12 protein-coding genes and 7 pseudogenes are annotated in these 17,684 nt (G+C 71.4%); 5 read left to right on the top strand and 14 right to left on the bottom strand.

Going from position 1 to position 17,684, the window contains the following annotated elements:
* Window positions 1-496: 496 nt before the first annotated feature.
* The 8 genes and pseudogenes from ACIPSA_RS35945 to ACIPSA_RS35910 all read right to left on the bottom strand — a co-directional run bounded on the left by ACIPSA_RS35945 (window position 497) and on the right by ACIPSA_RS35910 (window position 9,532).
* Window positions 497-2,164, bottom strand: a complete 1,668-nt coding sequence (locus ACIPSA_RS35945; protein WP_402642443.1) for a bifunctional 3-(3-hydroxy-phenyl)propionate/3-hydroxycinnamic acid hydroxylase — start codon at window positions 2,162-2,164, stop codon at window positions 497-499.
* Window positions 2,161-3,306, bottom strand: coding sequence for a VOC family protein (locus ACIPSA_RS35940; protein ID WP_402642442.1), 1,146 nt, complete (start codon window positions 3,304-3,306; stop codon window positions 2,161-2,163). The genes ACIPSA_RS35945 and ACIPSA_RS35940 overlap by 4 nt, the downstream gene beginning before the upstream one ends.
* Before the next feature lie 152 nt (window positions 3,307-3,458).
* Window positions 3,459-5,225, bottom strand: coding sequence for an FAD-dependent monooxygenase (locus ACIPSA_RS35935; RefSeq protein WP_402642439.1), 1,767 nt, complete (start codon window positions 5,223-5,225; stop codon window positions 3,459-3,461).
* A gap of 49 nt (window positions 5,226-5,274) precedes the next feature.
* Window positions 5,275-5,649, bottom strand: coding sequence for an amidohydrolase family protein (locus tag ACIPSA_RS35930; protein WP_402642711.1), 375 nt, complete (start codon window positions 5,647-5,649; stop codon window positions 5,275-5,277).
* 112 nt (window positions 5,650-5,761) lie between these two features.
* Window positions 5,762-5,989: pseudogene (locus ACIPSA_RS35925) on the bottom strand (amidohydrolase family protein); the annotation flags it as partial.
* A gap of 161 nt (window positions 5,990-6,150) precedes the next feature.
* The gene (locus tag ACIPSA_RS35920) at window positions 6,151-6,501 is read right to left on the bottom strand and encodes a DoxX family protein (RefSeq protein ID WP_402642437.1); all 351 of its coding nucleotides are present in this window, start codon (window positions 6,499-6,501) and stop codon (window positions 6,151-6,153) included.
* A gap of 66 nt (window positions 6,502-6,567) precedes the next feature.
* Window positions 6,568-8,484, bottom strand: coding sequence for an acyl-CoA synthetase (locus ACIPSA_RS35915; RefSeq protein ID WP_402642434.1), 1,917 nt, complete (start codon window positions 8,482-8,484; stop codon window positions 6,568-6,570).
* Between the two features lie 94 nt (window positions 8,485-8,578).
* Window positions 8,579-9,532 (bottom strand): fumarylacetoacetate hydrolase family protein, encoded by a 954-nt coding sequence (locus ACIPSA_RS35910; RefSeq protein WP_402642431.1) that lies wholly within the window; start codon window positions 9,530-9,532, stop codon window positions 8,579-8,581.
* A 157-nt stretch (window positions 9,533-9,689) separates the two neighbouring features.
* Here ACIPSA_RS35910 and ACIPSA_RS35905 point away from each other — a divergent pair, with 157 nt between their 5' ends.
* Together ACIPSA_RS35905 and ACIPSA_RS35900 are read left to right on the top strand one after the other, a co-directional pair.
* Complete coding sequence (locus tag ACIPSA_RS35905) at window positions 9,690-10,346, top strand: TetR/AcrR family transcriptional regulator (protein ID WP_402642428.1); 657 nt, start codon at window positions 9,690-9,692, stop codon at window positions 10,344-10,346.
* A 109-nt stretch (window positions 10,347-10,455) separates the two neighbouring features.
* A pseudogene (locus ACIPSA_RS35900) lies at window positions 10,456-10,677 on the top strand (recombinase family protein); the annotation flags it as partial.
* A 707-nt stretch (window positions 10,678-11,384) separates the two neighbouring features.
* Here ACIPSA_RS35900 and pta read toward each other — a convergent pair.
* A pseudogene (gene pta / locus ACIPSA_RS35895) lies at window positions 11,385-12,169 on the bottom strand (phosphate acetyltransferase); the annotation flags it as partial.
* Here pta and ACIPSA_RS35890 point away from each other — a divergent pair.
* Window positions 12,073-12,756, top strand: a pseudogene (locus ACIPSA_RS35890) (hypothetical protein); the annotation flags it as partial. The pseudogenes pta and ACIPSA_RS35890 sit on opposite strands and share 97 nt — an antisense overlap.
* Window positions 12,757-12,853: 97 nt before the next feature.
* Here the strand turns inward: ACIPSA_RS35890 and ACIPSA_RS35885 are convergent.
* On the bottom strand, window positions 12,854-13,186 hold the full coding sequence (locus ACIPSA_RS35885) for a helix-turn-helix transcriptional regulator (protein ID WP_402642425.1): 333 nt from the start codon (window positions 13,184-13,186) through the stop codon (window positions 12,854-12,856).
* A gap of 178 nt (window positions 13,187-13,364) precedes the next feature.
* Between ACIPSA_RS35885 and ACIPSA_RS35880 the strand changes: the two genes are divergently transcribed.
* The gene (locus ACIPSA_RS35880) at window positions 13,365-14,129 is read left to right on the top strand and encodes an ANTAR domain-containing protein (RefSeq protein ID WP_402642423.1); all 765 of its coding nucleotides are present in this window, start codon (window positions 13,365-13,367) and stop codon (window positions 14,127-14,129) included.
* A gap of 181 nt (window positions 14,130-14,310) precedes the next feature.
* Here ACIPSA_RS35880 and ACIPSA_RS35875 read toward each other — a convergent pair.
* Window positions 14,311-14,454: pseudogene (locus ACIPSA_RS35875) on the bottom strand (glutamate-cysteine ligase family protein); the annotation flags it as partial.
* On the opposite strand from ACIPSA_RS35875, the gene ACIPSA_RS35870 reads away from it, so the two are divergent.
* Window positions 14,450-14,815 (top strand): hypothetical protein, encoded by a 366-nt coding sequence (locus ACIPSA_RS35870; protein WP_402642421.1) that lies wholly within the window; start codon window positions 14,450-14,452, stop codon window positions 14,813-14,815. The pseudogene ACIPSA_RS35875 and the gene ACIPSA_RS35870 overlap by 5 nt on opposite strands.
* 185 nt (window positions 14,816-15,000) lie before the next feature.
* Here the strand turns inward: ACIPSA_RS35870 and ACIPSA_RS35865 are convergent, their stop codons facing one another.
* The 3 genes and pseudogenes from ACIPSA_RS35865 to ACIPSA_RS35855 form a co-directional block, all read right to left on the bottom strand.
* The gene (locus ACIPSA_RS35865; RefSeq protein ID WP_402642418.1) at window positions 15,001-15,891 is read right to left on the bottom strand and encodes an SDR family oxidoreductase; all 891 of its coding nucleotides are present in this window, start codon (window positions 15,889-15,891) and stop codon (window positions 15,001-15,003) included.
* Between the two features lie 263 nt (window positions 15,892-16,154).
* Window positions 16,155-16,689: pseudogene (locus tag ACIPSA_RS35860) on the bottom strand (DUF4383 domain-containing protein); the annotation flags it as partial.
* A 55-nt stretch (window positions 16,690-16,744) separates the two neighbouring features.
* Window positions 16,745-17,680 (bottom strand): annotated as a pseudogene (locus ACIPSA_RS35855) (deoxyribodipyrimidine photo-lyase); the annotation flags it as partial.
* Window positions 17,681-17,684: the final 4 nt, after the last annotated feature.

Raw genomic sequence — 17,684 nt, 5'->3', positions numbered from 1 at the left:
TGGCTGTGCTCGCACGGCGAGGTCCTCGTTGTCGGAGTGGAGGGGACAGGCGTCTACGGAGCCGAGCCGGCCCGGTTCCTGACGGCGAACGGCATGACCGTCATGGAGGTCGACCGGCCCGACCGTAAGGCCCAAAGGGACAACGGCACCCGTCGACGCCTACGCCGCAGCCACGGCCGTGCTGTCGGGACGCGCCAAGGGGACGCCGAAGTCCCGCGACGGTATTGCCAAGGCCATACGCGCTTTGCGGGTAGCCCGAAGCTCGGCCATCAAGGCCCGCACCCAGGCCATCGACCAGATCCACACCCTGATCATCACCGCTCCTGCCGAAGTGCGCGAGCAGTTCCGGGGAATGCCCATGGTGGAGCTGATCGACCACCTGGCCCCCGCCCGTCCCACCGGCGATCTGGCGGCCCCGGCCTGCGCGTCAGGACGGCTCCGCGGCGTCTCGCCCGCCGTCACCGGGCGCTCAACCACGATGCGGATTCAGCCGCTGTCACGATGGTTCCGTGGCCACGGTTGTGGCGCCCCCGGCTGCCCGGCCGCGTCTGCACAGCATGGGTGCCCAGGCTGTTGCGGCGGCCGCGAGGTCGTCTCCGCACGTCCTGCCGGGGCGGGGCCGGGCCGCGGTGGCGAGGACGACCCGGTCGGGACGGATCAGGACGGCACCCGCGGCGCCCATCCAGTGGACCAGTGCGCTTGTGCCCGGATCGGCACCAGGGTCGGGTCTGCCTGTGCCGGGCTCCGGTCGCCGGGTGTTTTGCAGCTGGATGACGCGGGCGTCCAGCGCTCGTACCAGCGCGTACAGCGCCGGGCTGAGCGGCGCGGTGGCCAGGAGCGCGAAGTCTTCGCCGAGCAGGTCGTCCAGCGGGCGTGGGGTGCCGTCCGTGTCGGAGACCAGGGGCTGGGGGCACAGGGTCCCGGGGCGCGGGTGGCCGAGGCGGCGGCGGGAGCTGACCAGGGGCCCCGGCCTCAGCGGTGGGCTGACAACGGACAGCACGCGATCGGAGGCGCCCGGCAGGCGGGCGATGGCGGGCAGGAAGGCATTGCGGGCCAGTGCGGTGCCCGTTCCGCCCCCGGTCATGAGAGCGCCGACGCCCACGGCGGTGCGGATCAGCTGCCGTGCGTGGCGGTGGCGTTCGGCTTGGTAGCTGTTCAGCAGGGCCTCGTTCGCGCGGCCGGAGATGACGCGGGCGAGCTTCCAGGCGAGGTTCTGGGCGTCGCGCATACCCGCGCCCATCCCTTGCCCGATGAAGGGCGGCGTGAGGTGGGCTGCGTCGCCGAGCAGGAAGACGCGGCCCTTGCGCCAGAGGTCGGCGACCTGAGCTCGGAAGGTGTACGAGGCGGTGCGCAGGACGTGCAGTTCGTCCTCGGAGATGCCCGGCGTCCAGGGGGCGATCAGCGCGAGCAGACGCGTGCGGTCGGTGAGCTCCTCCGGCTGCTCGCCGGCGCGCAGGCGGAACTCCCAGCGGTAGCGGTCCTCGCCGACGCGCATGTAGGTGGCCGCACGCTGCGGGTCGCATACCTGGTGGACGCCGTCCCAGGCGGGCAGCGGCCGGTGGCAGCGGACATCGACGACCAGCCACTGCTGGGCGGTGGCGAGGTCCTGCATCCGGGAGCCGATGGAGGCGCGGACCAGGCTGTTGGCGCCGTCGCACCCCAGGACCGCGTCGGCCAGGAGCGTGTGGGAACCACCGGTGTCCTCTTCCCGGAAGGAGACCTCCACCGGAGCGCCGCTGTGCGGGGGCGGGGTCACGGCGGTGACCTCGATGCCTCCGCGCAGCGTCACCAGGGGGTAGTTTGTGAGGTTGTCCCGGAGCAACTGCTCGAGTTCGGGCTGGTCGAACATGTTGGCCTGGGGAAAGCCGTGCCGACCGCAGGGGTTGTCGCGCAGGAATTCGGCCAGTACCCGGTGGGAGCCGTCCAGCAGCCGCATACCGCGGGCGGGGCGGCTGATCTCGCTGAACGTCTCATGGATGCCCATGGCCTGGAGGATGCGGTGCACCTCGTCGTCCAGGTGGACGGCGCGCGGCAGTGGGTACGGGGCGCGGTGGCGCTCCAGGACCAGGGTGGGCACGCCGTGGCGGGCGAGGAGGGTGGCGACGGTCAGCCCGGTGGGCCCGGCACCGATCACCACGACGGGCACGTACTCGCGGGCGGTCACTTGCTCATGGCTTTCATCAGGCCCAGCAGGCGGGCGCGGTCGATTTCGTTGTCCTCGCGCAGCGCGGAGATCGCCTGCAGGAGTGCTCCCGGCGAGGGGGTGGCGCCGAGGAAGTCGCGGGTGGCGGGCGGGCCCCACTGGGCCAGGCCGGAGGCGGACATGGCGGCCCAGCCGGGTTCCAGCGTGTGGTCGAAGACGTCGCCGTCGGCGAAGTGCTCCAGCATGAAGCGGTCGGGATCACGCCAGTAGTCGAAGATCTGGCTGCCCTGGATGTGCCGGCCGATGCCCCAGGAGTGGCGGTATCCGCGCTCGCGCAGGTACTCGCCGCCAGCGGCCAGCGTGTCCAGGTCGGCGACCTGATAAGCGGAGTGGACATAGCCCGTGTCGGGGCCCAGGTGCATGGCCAGGGTGTGGTGGTCGGCGGGCTCGCTGCCGCGGTCGCAGCGGATGAAGGCCATGGTGGGGCCGCGGTCGCGCTGCCCGTCCAGGTAGAGGAAGTCGCTGACGATCAGGCCCAGGTGCTGCAGGTACCAGTCCAGGGCGCGCCGGAAGACCCGGGTGGAGAGCACGACGTGGCCCAGGCGCTGCACCTGGGAGGGAGTGCGGGGCGGGCGCTGGGTGGCGTTGATGCGGGCGGCCGCGGTGGTGGTGCCGGTGTTGAGGACCAGCGGCTGCTGCAGCGGCTGTGCGGGCTGCTCGGTGACGCCGTGGACGACGCGGACCGGGATGCCGGAGGGGTCGAGCAGGTCCACCGCACTGCCACCGCCGTACTCGGTGAGGGTGCGGACCTTGTGGCCGGTGGCGCTCGCCAGCCGGTCGAGGTCGGCGGCGTCGGCGGCCTGGAAGGCGGGGCCGATGAACTGGGAGGAGGGGCCGCGGCGGATCACCAGGCAGTGGGTGCCGGCCATGGCGCCGCGCAGATAGATGGCGTCATCGGTACGGGCGGCGGTGTTCAGGCCGAAGTCGTGGGCGAAGGTCTCGGCGCGGTCCAGGTCGGGCTTGGTGAACTCCAGCCAGGCCAGGTCGACCACCTTGATGACGGGCTGGGCCGCGCGGCCGGGGTGCTCCCCGCGCAGGGCGCCCTGTTCGCTGTGCAGGCCCTGGTGGGCGTCGGCGGCGGGGGCGGGAGTCGGGTCGTTCATGGCGTGTCCCTTCGGCGGCTTCCCGCGACTGCTTTGGTGCGGCAGTGTCGCGAGATCCAAGAGGCGAGTGCGGGTTGGGAAGGATGGGGCGCGGCCCCGCCGACCGTGGCAGCGGCCGGCGGAGCGGGTGACACCAGCGGTGGCGGATTCCCCTACCGGGCCAGCAAGGTGTCAAGCGCGGTGGTCAGGTCGGCGACCGCGTCGGTGGCCGTGCCCTGGGTGCGCCAGCCGATGAAGCGGTCCGGGCGCACCAGGACGGCGCCTTGCGGGGTGTGCCCGCGCACGGCGGTCCAGGTGGAGCGCAGGTCGCGGTAGTCGCCGTCGAGGTGGCCGACACGGATGGCGTCGAGCGGCAGCCCGCTGGTGGTGGCGATCTTCTCGGCGGCTTCGCACCAGGCCTGGCCGTCCTCTCCGGCGATCAGCAGGAAGCGGCCGGGGCGGACCAGGCGGGCCAGGGCCACGCGATGGCCGTCGGGGTCCTCAAGCCAGGCGTGGGGCAGCGGGTGTCCGGGGCGGGCGGCGGGCTGGTAGATGCGGACGGGGTCGGGGTTCTCGGGTGCTGGAGTGCCGTCGGGGACGACGGCGGCGGAGTCGTAGGTGTAGCCGAATTCGATGCCCAGTTCGTTGAACTCCATGGACTGGGCGGCCACGGTGGCCAGGAAGGTGCGGCGGAAGTCGGTGTCGGCGGGGTCCTCGCTCCACAGGCGGCGGGCCTGCCGCCAGTTCTCCTCCGTGTCGGCCTGCGGCCCGCCGCCGAAGAGGGCGTTGATGGCTATGTGGTTCATGGCGTTTTCCAGCGAGCGCTGGACGTTGGTGGCGTCCGACGGGCGCCGCTCGGGCTCGTAGGTGTCCAGCAGGGCGTCGCCGGCATGGCCGTTCAGGACGGCGGCGATCTTCCAGGTGAGGTTCTGGACGTCGTGCATGGCGGAGGTCAGGCCGAGGCCGCCGGTGGGCGGGTGGCGGTGGGCGGCATCGCCGGCGATCAGGATGCGGCCGGCGCGGTAGCGGTCGGCGACCACGCCCTCCAGGGACCAGCGGGAGATCATGTGGACCGTCACCTGGTCCTCGGTCAGCCCCAGCGCCGTGCGCATGTCGGACAGTACGGACTCGTCGTCCAGCGCGCGGCCGTCCTCGGACCCGTAGTTGATGTGGAAGACCCACTCCTCGGACTCCGGGCCCCAGTGGTCGGGGCCCATGGGCACGAGCACGCCCGGGATGCCGAGGTCGGGCAGCCACAGCCAGCGGATCAGCACGTCAGGGTCGGTCGCCACCTGGGACAGGTCGGCGGAGATGTGGAAGGAGACCACCCGGGCGAGGTTGCGCACGCCCTCCTGGACGATGCCCACGGCGGGATCGACGGTGCGGCCGCCGTCGCAGCCCAGCAGGTAACGGGCCCGCACCCGGTAGGTCTCGCCGGTGCCGCGGTCGGTGACGGTGGCAGTGACGCCCTCGTCGTCCTGGGCGAGTTCGGTCAGCTCGTGGTGGAAGCGGACCCGGCCGGGCGCGAGTTCCTCGGCGCCGGCGCGCAGGACCGGCTCCAGGCGGATCTGGGGCAGGTTGGCCTGCCGCTCGGGGCTGGCCGCGAGCCACTCGGGTGAGCGGCCGCCGGCTCCCCAGGCCTCCATCTTGGCGACGCGGCGGCCGTAGTCCTCGCCCTCGCCGGCCAGGCCGACGTACCAGGCGCTGTGGGACATCTGCTCGGCAGGGGTGGAGGCGGCGTAGATGGTGTCGGCCACGCCGGCGTCGCGCATGACCTCCATCGCGCGCTGGTTCAGGACGTGGGCCTTGGGCAGGATCGAGGTCTGCGGCCAGGCGGTGACCAGCAGGGACTCGACGCCGATGCGGCTGAGCAGCATCGAGGCGGTCAGTCCCGCACCGCCTCCGCCGACGATGAGGACAGGGATGTCGATGTCGTACATGGGTACTCCGTGGGATGTCGCGGCTCGGGGCCAGGGGGCAGGGGACGGCTCAGGCCGGGCGGGCAAACAGCGCGCGGGCGTTGTCCCGGTCGATGGCGTGATGGCCGGCGGGGTCGAGGCCGGGGTAGCGGTCGTACTCGCCGGTGAAGTGCGCGACGGCGACTTCGGGTGCGAAGGGCCAGTCGGTGCCGAAGAGCACCCGGTCGGGGCGGGCGAAGGCCAGCAGGCTGGGCAATGCCGAGGGGCTGCCGGACAAGGCGGTGTCGAACCAGAAGCTGCCCAGGTCCTCGAGGATCTCCTCGAAGCCGCGGCCGGTCTCGGCGACCAGGGCGGCGGTGATCCGGTGGGCGGCATAGGGGAGGAAACCGCCCGCGTGGGACAGTATGATCTTGAGGTTGGGGTAGCGGCGTGGGACGCCGTGCAGGACCAGATGGGCTGCGGCGCCGGTGGTGTCGAGAAGGAAGTCCGCGGCGAACGGCGGCAGTCCGGGGACGGGGGGCGGGCAGTTCCGAGGGATGGACGAAGACGACGGCGCAGCGCCGGTCCAGTTCGGCCAGGAACGGGTCGTGGCCGGGGTGTCCCAGGTAGGCGCCGTCGGTGTTGGCGAGCAGCACGACGCCGTCGGCGGCCAGTTCGTCCAGGGCGTACGTGGCGGCGGCCACGGCGGCGTCCGGGTCGGGCAGCGGCACGGTGGCGAAGTAGCCGAACCGGTCGGGGCGGTCCTGGACGAGTTCCGCGCCGAACTCGTTGACCCGCCGGGCCATCGTGACCGCCTCTGCGCCGTCACCACCGGGTGTAGGCCGGGGGCAGCAGATGCTGGTGGACGTCGATGCGGCTCATGGTGGGTGCTCCTCCCGGTGCCCAGCTGACGGCTGGGCGGTCACGGCCGCGCGTTGGACGCCGTCGGCCACGGGGCGTGGGCCCGCTAGCCGCTAGCCAGCAGGACGAGATGGACTGCGGCCAGGGCGCCCACGACGGCGGCTGGCAGGCAGCGCGCGGCCGGGTCGTCGCTGCGCAGGTGTACGACCACGGCTCCGGCCATGAGCAGGATCAGGCCGACTGAGGCAGCGGCACCGAGCGCGGTGATCCGCAGTCCGGCCAGCAGCCCGGCTGCGGCCGCCACCTCCAAGGTGCCCAGCAGGCGGTAGTGGGTGGTGGTCATGCCGACGTGGGCCGCGGCCTGCCGCATCGCGGGCACTGCCGCGAGCTTGGCCGACCCCAGCAGGAGGAACAACGCGGCGAGGACGACGGCCAGGACGGTGGTAGTGGTGCTCATGGAGATTTCTCTCTGTGCGGAAGGGATGGTCTGCTGCCATCCGGAAGCGGATCGCTGCGGCCCAGGTCAGGTGCCGGGCGCGTACTGCCAGTTGAGGCCGTACTGGTCGAGGGCTGCGGTGACCTTGCGCCGCACCGCCTCGTCGGCAGGAGCGGGCACCGTGACGCGGATCCCTCCGTCGTGCGGTCGGCACACGATCCGTTCCGGGTCGCAGTCCGCGCCCTGGGAGGCCAGTTCGGCCAGGACCGCACGGCGGGTGGCGTCCAGTCGCAGGCCGAGCTTGTAGGGCTTGCCGACGGCGGTGAGCGGGATGGCGTCGACCACGAGCACCTCCCGCGGCGCGGCGGCGCGCTCCGGGGCCCGTTCGGTGGCCCAGGTGAGCAGTTCGGCGGGATCCACGCGGGCGCCGGGGGCGAGGGTGACGTAGGCGACAGGCACCTCGCCGGCGTGCGGGTCGGGGCGGCCCACCGCCGCGGCGGCGGTGACCTCCGGGTGGGCGAGGAGGGCGTCCTCGATCCCGGCGGGGTCGATGTTGTGGCCCCCGCGAATGATCAGGTCCTTGGCACGGCCGGCGAGGGAGATGAACCCGTCGGCGTCGATACGGGCCAGGTCGCCCGTGTCCAGCCAGCCGTCGCGGATCTTCCCGGCGGTCTCCAGGCGTGGCCCGTGGGCAGTGTGCTCGGCGACGTAGCCCGCGAAGACCGTGGGCCCGCTGACGGCGAGCACCCCGGTGGCGCCCGGCGGCAGGTCCTGCCACTTGCCGGTGTCCGGGTCGATCCGCACCGTCTTGACCTGCTGGTAGGGCAGGCGCCGGCCGACGCTGCCGGGCCGGGTCTGGCCGGGCACGCCGAGGGCGGAGGCGCAGGTCGCCTCGGTCAGCCCGTAGCCCTCGCACAGCGGGACAGCGGTGTGTTCCTCGAAGGACTGCCGTACGGCGGGCGGCAGCGGGGAGGCGCCGACGGCGGCGAACCGCATGCTCGAGATGTCCGCGTCGACGGGGACGCGGGCGAGGACGGAGTACACGGTGGGCACCGCCGACATCGCGGCGATGCGGTAGTGCTCCACCAGCTTCCAGAACACTCCGAACAGGTCGGGATCGCGGTAGCCCAGTGGCCCGGCCCACACCACCTGCTGGCCGCGCAGCAGCGGGCCGAGCAGGGTGACGATCAGGGCGTTGACGTGGAACAACGGCAGCCCGGCGAACATCACCGAGTCCTTGTCCAGGGGGATGCTCGCGGCCACCATCCAGGCGTCGACGACCTCGTTGGCGTGCGTGTGCGCGGCGAGTTTGGGCGTGCCGGTGGTGCCGCCGGTGTGGAAGTAGGCAGCCAGGTCCGCGGCGGCCGCAGGCTCGATGTCCACCAGCCGGTCGCCGGGATGGGACGCGGCCAGCTCCGCGAGGTAACCCACGCACACGTCCTCGACCGGTTCCAGGGCGGGGGCGGGGCCGTCGGCCGCGGTAGGGGCCAGGGCCAGCAGCGCGTCCAGGCCCAGAGAGGCGGCCACCTGTCGGGCCGTGGCCCACACCTGCGCATCCAGCTGCGGACCGGCGGCAATGAGCACCCTCGCGCCGCCGCGCCGCAGCAGATGCTCGACGTGCTCGGCCGCCAGGCCAGGGTTCACCGGGGCGGCGATGCCCGCGGCCTGTGCGGCCAGCACGGCGGCGGGCAGCTCCGCGGTGTTCGGTGCGAGCAGGCCCACGGCGGCACGGCGGGTGACGCCGAGGGAGCGCAGCAGGTTCGCCGTGCGATGCACCTGGTCGCGTAGCTGAGCGAAGGTCGCGGTGGCGGGGCGCAGGAAGCTCGCGGCATCGGGCAGCACGGCCAGGGCCGGGCGGTCGGGCCACAGGCGGGCAGCGCGGAGCAGGGCGTCGTAGGTGGTGGCGGGCAGACCGCGCTCAGGGAGCGGGACGGCCTCGATGGCGGGCAGGTCCGCGGGATTGTCGTGGGCGGGCCACAGCAGGTCGGTGGGTGTGCGTGTCACCAGTGCGCCTTTGCAGGGTGAGGGATGGGGTCAGGTGGCCGGCCCGGTACGGGGAACCGGGCCGGCCGGTCCCGGGCGGGGGTCCCGGGAGTCGTCAGCGGGCGCGCACCACCGTGCGCTGCTCGCCGAGATCGAGGACGCCGTCATCGGTCGCGATGCGGGCCGTGACGACGTCTCCGTCCTTCAGGCAGTCGGGATTGCTCTCCTGGCGGGCGAAGAACTTCTGCCAGCGCTTGTGCGGGGGCAGCAGGGCGGCCAGCGTGGCCAGGAGCTTGCCCGGGGACTTGAGGGCGGTGCCGCCGGGCGTTCCGGTGAGCAGGACGTCACCGGGCTTCAGGGTCTGGAAGCGGGCCAGCAGGCTGAGTGCGCGCGCGGGCCGGACGATCATGTCCGTGGTGGTGCGGTCCTGTCGCGTGGCCCCGTTGACCTTCAACGTGAGCCGCAGGTCCGGCAGGCGGCCCAGGTCGTCGGCGTCGACCAAAAGCAGGCGGGGGCCGAGCGGGGTGAAGGTGGGGTACGACTTGGACTCGTAGAACTGGGTCTTGGGCAGCTGCAGGTCGCGGGCGCTGACGTCATCGGCGACGACCAGCGCGGCGACGTACTCCGGCAGGGTGGCGTCGGTGACCTCGGTGCCGATGGGCAGGTCCGCGCCCATTACGAGGCCGAGTTCGACCTCGTAGTCCAGGAAGCGCACGTGCTGTGGACGCATGATGTCCTGGTAGGGGCCGCTGACGGACCCGGAGGCCTTGCGGAAGAACGCGGGCGGGACGGTGTCCGGGTCGAATCCGGAGTCCACCGCGTGGGAGCGGTAGTTGACCATCTGCGCCACCACCCGGCAGGGGGTGGTGACGGGCGACAGCAGCTCCCCTTCACCAGCGGAAAGCCCGGCGTCCGGGTCGGCCGCGGCGCGGGCGGCCGCCTCCTGCACGGCAAAGCGGTCGGCGAGCAGGCCGGCGGTGGTGTCCGCATCGGTGTCGACGCGGTGCAGCCGTCCTGCGCTGGCCTCCACCCACCAGCCCTCTGCGGTGCGGACGACCTGGATACTCATCGGCTCTCCTGAAGCATGGACAGAGTCGACCGAACTGCTCACGCGAGCAACGTCCGGTCACTAGTGATGGCAGCATCAGTCCAGATAACTGAACACGTCAAGGGGTAGTTCCATCACTGATGAGTAACCATCATTGATCCATGGGTAAGGTGTGGGGATGACCACAGACGGACAGCGCAGGGGCAGCCAGGCCCCCAACCGCCTGGATCGGCGCAAGGCACGCACCCGGGCCGCGCTGGTCGCTGCCGCGCAGAGGCTTCTTGCCGAGCAGGGGCGGGCCGACGTGAGCATCCAGGAGATCACCGAGGCGGCGGACGTCGGCTTCGGCTCGTTCTACAACCACTTCACCAGCAAGGACGAGCTGTTCGACGCCGCGGTCGCCCTCACCCTGGAGGAACACAGCGCACTCCTGGACTCCGTCGTAGGAGATCTGAAGGACCCGGCGGAGGTCTTCGCCGCCAGCGTCCGCCTGACCGGCCGACTGCAGCGCACCCACCCGCAGATAGCCAGGATCCTCGCGCGCACCGGCATGCCGTACCTGACCTCCGAGAGCGGATTGGCTCCGCAGGCGATGCGGGACCTGCAGGCCGCCGCCGACAGCGGGCGGCTGGACATCGATGACCCCCATACCGCCGTCGCCATGTCCGGCGGCGCCCTGCTCGGCGTGCTGCACCTCCTGGAAACCCGTCCCGACCTCGATGCCGAGCGGGTCACCGATCAACTGGCCGCCCGCCTACTGTGCATGTTCGGCCTGACACGCACCGAAGCACAGGAGATCGCCACCCGGCCGCTGCCGGCCCTGCCCGCGACCTGACCTGGGCGATGTCCGGCATAGGCAGCGCGTCGCGGACTTCACCCGCCGGGTGGGGCGGCACCGTGATGCCGGATCGGCGAGCTGACCGCCGGTCCGTCCCGCCGGCCTCCCATGGCAGCAGGGCGCCGTGCGCGCCATCCTCCTCAACCCCCGCTACACCGACTACGAGGTCTGGAACAAGCAGCGCAAGGAAGAACGCCTCCTCGATGTCGACGACGTCACCCTCGGCCACCGCACCCACATGGCCCACAACCCCGCCGAGGAGTGGATCCACTCCAACGAACCCGCCCACGAAGCGATCATCAGCCCCACTCTCTTCGATGCCGCCCGCATCGCGCGCACACAGCGCGCCCGCAACCAGGCGCGGCAGGAGCGCGCCGGGAAGCGGGGCGGGCGCCCCTACGCTCTGCGCGGTCGGGTCCGGTGCAGCCTGTGCGGGCCCAAGATGCAGCCGGCCACCACCGCGTCTACTACCGCTGCGAGTTCAAGGAGGAGGAAGCCGCCCTCTATCCCGACCTGCCGCACCCGCGCACCGTCTACCTGCGGGAAGACATCGTGTGCCAGGTCCTGGACCGGTGGATCGCCCGGGCCTTCGCCTCGGACCGGCTCTCCCCCACCATCGAAGCGCTCACCCATGCGAGCGCCGCGAAGCACCGCAGAGCCCCAGACCCCCGAGCAGACTCAAGCAGGCCAGGCGATCAAGGAATGCGAGCGGCGGCTCGCCCGCTGCCAAGCAGCCCTCGACGCCGGAGCCGCCCCCGCCGTCGTCACCCAGTGGATCAACAAGGCCCAGCGAGACAAGGACGCGGCGCAGAAGAAGCTCGACGCGCACCCCGCCGTCCCCGGAAGAAAGAAAGGCCCGCTCTACGACGCCCTGGGCATCACTATCAGCTACGAACACACAACGAGGAACGCGGCCGTAAGATCGAGGCCCTCGTCCCCGTATCGTCAATGGCTGCGTCCGAGGTCCGAAGCATCGAACACTTCGCAACGGGGCCTGGTGCGGCTTGCTTTGCCCGCGGACAAGAACTCTGCAGGCTACCCAGTCGAGGCGCGGGTTTCGCCGTGCGCCTGGATCGCAGTGATGGCGACGGTGTTGACGATGTCCTGGACAAGGGCACCGCGTGACAGGTCGTTGACCGGTTTGCGCAACCCCTGCAGCACCGGTCCGACGGCGATCGCGCCGGCCGAGCGCTGGACGGCTTGCCGGTGTTGAGGTCGGGGAAGATCAGCACAGTGGCACGGCCCGCGACCTTCGATCCGGGCAACTTCGCCGCCGCGACCACGGCGTCCACCGCCGCGTCGTACTGGATCGGTCCCTCCACCAGCAGGTCGGGGCGGCGTTCACGGACGATCTCGGTCGCGTCGCGCACCTTGTCGACATCCACGCCCCGCCCCGAGGCACCGGTGGAGTACGTCAGCATCGCCACCCGCGGCTCGACGTGGAACTGCGCGGCGGTCTGCGCCGACTGAACGGCGATGTCGGCCAGCTGCTCCGCGTCCGGATCGGGGTTGACCGCGCAGTCCCCGTACACCAGAACCTGGTCGGGCAGGCACATGGAGAAGACCGAGGAGACGATCGAGACGCCCTGCGCGGTCTTGATCACCTCGAACGCGGGCCGGATGGTCGCCGCCGTGGAGTGCGCCGCGCCCGAGACCATGCAGTCGGCCAGGCCCTCGTGCACCATCATCGTGCCGAAGTACGAGCCCTCCACCACCACGTCGTGTGCCAGCTCGGCGGTCATGCCCTTGGGGGCGCGGAGCTTGGCGTAGACCTCGGCGAAGTTCTCGCGCAGCGGCGAGGTCTGCGGGTCGACGACCCGGCACAGAGCGCCCCCCTTGCGTACGCCCCCTGCCGCATCTCCGAGACCCACGCCAAGACCCACGCCGAGACGCACGCCGAGACCCACGCCGAGATCGACGCCGAGGTCGGAAACCCGTCGGGGTGGTCACCTGCTACGACAGGGGTCCGGAACCGGTGTACCGGGTCGCCGAGGACCAGGATCTGGTCGCCGCGTTCTACCGCAACAACATCATCCACTTCCTGGTCAACCGGGCCGCGGCGGAACTGGTGCGTCAGGCCGCGGCCGAGGAGCACTACCGGGATCCGGTGGCGGACGGCTGGCAAGAGGCACTGCGTCTGAGGGAGTTGCTGAAGTTCGAGTTCTTCTTCAGCGACAAGCGGTGCTTCCGTGAGGAGATCCGAGCGGAACTCGCTCTCATCGACGAGTCGTGGACCGATCGGTTGCGGTCACCCAGGGACGCCGCCACGTTGCTGGAACGGGCCCGCCCGCACCTCGCCCACCGGGTGCTGGCGTCGTACCTGGAGGCATACCTCGTCGTTGCCGACCGGCTCGCCGCTCGCCCACCACACCAACCGATCGAAGAGAAGCCGTTCCTCCACGAGTGCCTCGACGTCGGGCGCCAGTGGCTCATGCAGCAGCGCATCAGCAGCGGCGAGTCACTGTCGTGGCTTCAGCAACGGGACGACCACCACATGCAACCGATCAGCTCGTTTCCTCGGCCCGATCGGCGCGCTCCGTGTCGTGCTGGAGCAGAAGGGAAAGCAGGTCCGCCACGGTCAGGTCCGCCTCGGCGGGGTGGCGCAGGATGGTCCCCGGCTGGATCTGGTAGGCATTGGACCGGCCTTCACGCTCGTGGGTGAGGTAACCGTCCGCCTCCAGGTCGGAAATGATCTTCTGGACCGCGCGTTCGGTCAGCCGGCAGTGCGCGGCAATATCACGGACCCGGCTGCGTTGATTGCTCGCGATCGCGGCGAGCACCCGGGCGTGATTGGTCAGGAACGTCCATCCCATGTGCGGCTCGACTGCTTCTGCCATCCCTCCAGCGTAGGCCCAACCATTCACGCATCCAAAAGGCTGAAACAAATTTCCCGTTTTTCTTGACAGGCCATGCTGGCGGGCACAGCCTTGCTTTGGAAGGAAAAGGACGCCACCGAAGAGGGCGGCCATACGGGAGCTGAAGCTTCCCCGGCAACAAGCCCGGGAGGTCAAGATCATGAGCAGACCACCGGTCGGTCACCCTGCGGCAGCGGGAGCAGCACCGCAGGATCTCCGGATCGACACTTCGGCCCGTGACGGGCGCGTACTCATCACGATCCGCGGCAATATCGACATCACCGCGGAACAAACAGTCCAGGCCGCACTGCAGCAAGCGCTCGGCCAGGCCAGGCACGGCGTCGACCTCGATCTCAGCAGCACGGTCTTCTGCGACTGCTGCGGCCTGAACAGTTTTCTTACCGCCCGGCACCGCGCCCTTCAGTCCGGCAAGACACTGACCATCCGCACGGCCAGCCCCCTGGTGCAGCGTCTGCTGAGCGTGACCGGCACGTGGCCCCTGTTCACGCTCCAGCACTGTTCCTCAGGCCTGTCAGACGGCGCGCCCGAAGCAAGCTCAGCATCTCAGGAGGATGCCCTGAACGGCGACGAGAACCTGCGCACGGAAGTCGTCCAGCTGCGCCGGGCGATGCAGACACGCCCCGTTATCGATCAGGCCACGGGGATCCTGATGGCCACGTTCAGCCTCACCGCCCACGACGCCTGGAGCGTGCTGGTCGCCGTCTCCCAGAACACCAACACCAAACTCCTCCACGTCGCCGAGAAACTGCTCACCACCGCCCAGGGCCAGCCGCTTGCCGAGGCAGATCAGCAGCAGGTGGCCGCAGCCGTCACCGCTCTGGGCGCCACGGCTGCACCCTCGGACTCCCCCCAACCACCACAGCCCCTCGAAGAGGACGACAGCAGTTGCGGGACACCGTCATGAGACGGACATGAGACGGACATGAGACGGACGGATGCACGTCCGGACAGCCGCAGACCTGGCCCTGGACTGGATCGCACGTAACATCCACCCGACCGTCCAGGCCGCCGAGGCCGACTCGAGCCGGGGCAAACGAGGCAGCCTATTGCAGCGTGATCACACCCACCCCAACGCCAGCAGCCGCCATCGCCTCGTCCTGGATCACACCGGTGGCCACCCTGTCCGCCGCCCTCCGCCGGTACCGCTCGGCCGAGCCGAACAACTCCGTCGGCCCTGCCGACGGCCACCGGCCCCACACCCGGCTGCGATAGCTGGCGTAGCCGGTGTTCCGAGAGCGGCCGGAGGGCCAGTCCATCCCCGGAGCGCTGCGCGAGCACGCACTGCGCTCCCGCGTCACCGCCGCGGACGGCGATCCCCGCTTCGCCGCCTTCCTCCGCCTGGTGAACAACACCCCCGCCCTGCGCGACTACCTCCAGAACATGTGGCTGCGCCACACGGCCGCCCTGGCCCGAGCCATCGCCGAAGAGAGCGGACTTCCCGCAGATGACCCCGCGTGCACCGCTCTCGCCCACTTCGCCCTCGAAGCACCCCGAGCCGCCCAAGAGCACGACGACCCCCGCCAAGCCGCCACCCGCGCCTTCGAGTTGCTGGAGGGCGGCTGGAGCATGCTCGCACCCACCCGCGAGTGACCGCCCTGAGCGAGTGACAGAGCAGCCACCTTTGCGCCCCTGCCTCGTCAGGCACCTGGCGTCGGCTGGTCGACCGTTTGCGCGACGCGCTGACAGGGCGGGGCAAGCTCGACTGACGCGCCCCGTCGCGGTGACGACCCACAATCCTTCGCACCCGTGTTCAGGCACCCGCGCCGACGATGCGATCAATGGCGGCTCGCCTCCCAGTCGGCGCGTCCGCCCGCACCCATGACCCCGGTACCGGACGCGAGTTCGCCGGCGGACGTGCGGCGCAGCTCGTGGCGGGCGACTCGGGTGACGAGGGCGGGGAACAGCGGCCGGAGCGGCTGGCACCAGCGCAGCCAGGGCGGGGCGTAGATCTGGGCGGCTCGGCGTTCGACACCGGCTGCGAGCCAGTCGGCCACCTGCTCGGGCGTGTGCACACGGCGGGCAAAACGCGGCTGATGGGCGCGCAGGGCACGCAGCACCGGGTGGTCGTCCAGGCCGGTGATCATGTCGGTGCCGGTCCAATGGAGGTAGGCGATGCCGACGGCGATCCCGTCAGGTTGGACCTCGCCGCGCAGGGCCTGGGCGAAGGATTCCGCCCCCGCCTTCGACGCGCAATAGGCGCTCATCATGGGAGCCGAGCCGAAGGCGGCCGTGGAGGCGATCTGAAGGAAGTAGCCGCGCGTACGGGTGAGCTGGGGCAGGAAGGCGCGGGCGGTGTTGGCGGAGCCGGTCAGGTTGACGTCGACGACGCGCCGCCACAGGCCGGGGTCGGTCAGGCGGAAGGGGCCGCCTGCCGCGACGCCCGCGTTGGCCACGACCACCGACGCGTCGCCGAGCCGGTCGGCCACCTGCCGTGCGGCCCCGTCGAGTGCCTCGGTGTCGGTGACGTCCGCCTCGACGCACAGGCTGGGAGTGGTGAGCGCGGACGCGGCGTCGTGCAAGGTCTGCGCCTCGCGGCCGAGCATGGCGACGTGCATCCCGGCCTCGGACAGGCGCCGCGCCACCGCCAACCCGATCCCTCGGGCGGCTCCGGTGACGACGGCGACACGGCCTCGCAGCGGCGAGTCCGCAGCGGCGGTGGAGTGCATGGACATTCCTCGCTTTCGGCGGTCCAGAGCGGCCGGAGCGCGGCGCCCGCACACGTTCCTCCGCCGTCGTGGACCTCTTGCCACGATCACGCGCGGAACTCTTCGGGTACCCGGACCACGTCCTCGTACGCGTCCGCCAAGGCTCTGGCCACCCCGGTCACCGGGAAGCGGGCGGTCACTGTCTCCCTTCCGACGCGGGCCACGTCACCGCCCTGGCCGCGTCGCCGGCGCACCGGAGACCTGTCGGGCTGCCGACGCCCGGACGTCTGCCGGGTCGCCGGGGCGAGGGCCGCCCGCGCGTGCGGTCGTCGACAGGCGGCCAGCGACTCCCGGGCCGCCTCACGCGGGTGACGGCGGCGCCAGTAGGGGTTGTCGTGCGGCAGCTTTGTCGACACGCGGCCGTACATGCCGAGGGCCGAGACGAGCACCCCCATGGCGTAGCCGAAGAAGGTTCGTCATGCCGAAGTCGAGGATGTTGGCGGGCCGGTCGAGGATGAAGGTGTGCACGAACGCGCTGAGCCCGAACAGCGCTCCGCCAACGATGTTCAGTACCGAGGAGACGTTTTCGCCGACCGCCGTGCCGGTCAGCAGGAGCAGCCCGAACAGCACGGAGATCAGGCTGAGCAGCCCGTTGGTGGGCATGCCCGCGATGTGGGTGCCGTCGGTGTCGAACGGGCTGAGCCGGTCGGCGAAGCCCAGTGCGCCGAAGGCGAGCAGGACGACGCCCCACAGTCCGGCGCCGTAGCGGTAGACGGTGGCCAGGTGGTGTTCCACCAGCAGTTCGTCGTGAAGTCTCATGGCACGTCCTACCTTTCAAAGGTGGTTGCTCTGGTCATTCGTAAGATCGGAGGGAGCCGGTACGGCCCTCCTGCCACGCCTCGATGTCGGCCTGCGCGGTGCGCTCGGTGCGCCAGCGGTCGTGCTTCGTGCGGTAGTAGGCGCGGGCGGCGTCGTTGGCACGCGGCGAGGACCTGGCCGTGGAAGTCGCGCCACGCGAGCTGCCGCACGACGGTCTCGGCGCCCGGGCCGCCGTGGCGGCGGGCCCGGTGGACCAGTGCCACCGGGGACAGGGTGCCGAAGTGCCGGTGCGCGGAGAGCCGGGAGGTGGCGTCGGCGGCCAGGCCGTCACGCATGTCGTCGTAGGCGCCCAGTCCGCCCCTGCAGTAGGCGGTCACCCGCTTGCGGCCCTCCTTCTCGTCCCCGGGCGGCAGGGCGGGCGAGACGCCGCTGACGTCACCACGCGCCCGCAGCGGTTCGCCCTTCGCCTCATCCGGCACCCGTACCCGGCGCGGGGCGGCCACGGCCGCGCGCAGGCGAGCCAGCAACCACTGCCGGTAGTACGGCGTGAAGACGGCGAAATGGCCGGAGGAGGAGGGAGTAACCTCGCCGGGCGGCACGGCCACGGTCACCGCGTCGTGCACGAACAGCCGGCGCCCGTCGGCCTCCACCGCCCGCCGCAGCCGCTCCTCCCGGCGGCCGGCGAAGGCGCTGTGCGCCGCCGCCATGTGCACCTCGTCGGCGTCCGCCTCGGTCACCACGCGGCACACCTCACGCACCAGGTCGCCGGAGCGCACCACGAGCCGTCCGCCGCGCTCGCGCAGCGAGCCGGTGAGGTCGGTCAGGCAGTCGGCGAGGAAGGCGGTGCGGTTCGGGGGGCGAACCCGGCCGCTTCGACGGCGCGGTGGCGCACGAACAGCGGGACGAGCGCGTCGGCGGCCTCCAGCGCGGCGCGCAGCGGCTGGTCGTGCAGGCGCAGGTCGGAGGTGAACAGGACGACCGAGACGTGCATGGCA

It is taken from the genome of Streptomyces sp. NPDC086549 (assembly GCF_044746205.1).
In the GTDB taxonomy this organism is placed as follows: domain Bacteria; phylum Actinomycetota; class Actinomycetes; order Streptomycetales; family Streptomycetaceae; genus Streptomyces.
This window is presented reverse-complemented; position numbering and strand designations above follow the sequence as displayed.

Coding starts and splice junctions, on each gene's coding strand:
- ACIPSA_RS35940 (WP_402642442.1), bottom strand. CDS start 3,306: ATGAACGACCCGACTCCCGCCCCCGCCGCCGACGCCCACCAGGGCCTG.
- ACIPSA_RS35935 (WP_402642439.1), bottom strand. CDS start 5,225: ATGTACGACATCGACATCCCTGTCCTCATCGTCGGCGGAGGCGGTGCG.
- ACIPSA_RS35920 (WP_402642437.1), bottom strand. CDS start 6,501: ATGAGCACCACTACCACCGTCCTGGCCGTCGTCCTCGCCGCGTTGTTC.
- ACIPSA_RS35910 (WP_402642431.1), bottom strand. CDS start 9,532: ATGAGTATCCAGGTCGTCCGCACCGCAGAGGGCTGGTGGGTGGAGGCC.
- ACIPSA_RS35905 (WP_402642428.1), top strand. CDS start 9,690: ATGACCACAGACGGACAGCGCAGGGGCAGCCAGGCCCCCAACCGCCTG.
- ACIPSA_RS35885 (WP_402642425.1), bottom strand. CDS start 13,186: ATGGCAGAAGCAGTCGAGCCGCACATGGGATGGACGTTCCTGACCAAT.
- ACIPSA_RS35880 (WP_402642423.1), top strand. CDS start 13,365: ATGAGCAGACCACCGGTCGGTCACCCTGCGGCAGCGGGAGCAGCACCG.
- ACIPSA_RS35865 (WP_402642418.1), bottom strand. CDS start 15,891: ATGCACTCCACCGCCGCTGCGGACTCGCCGCTGCGAGGCCGTGTCGCC.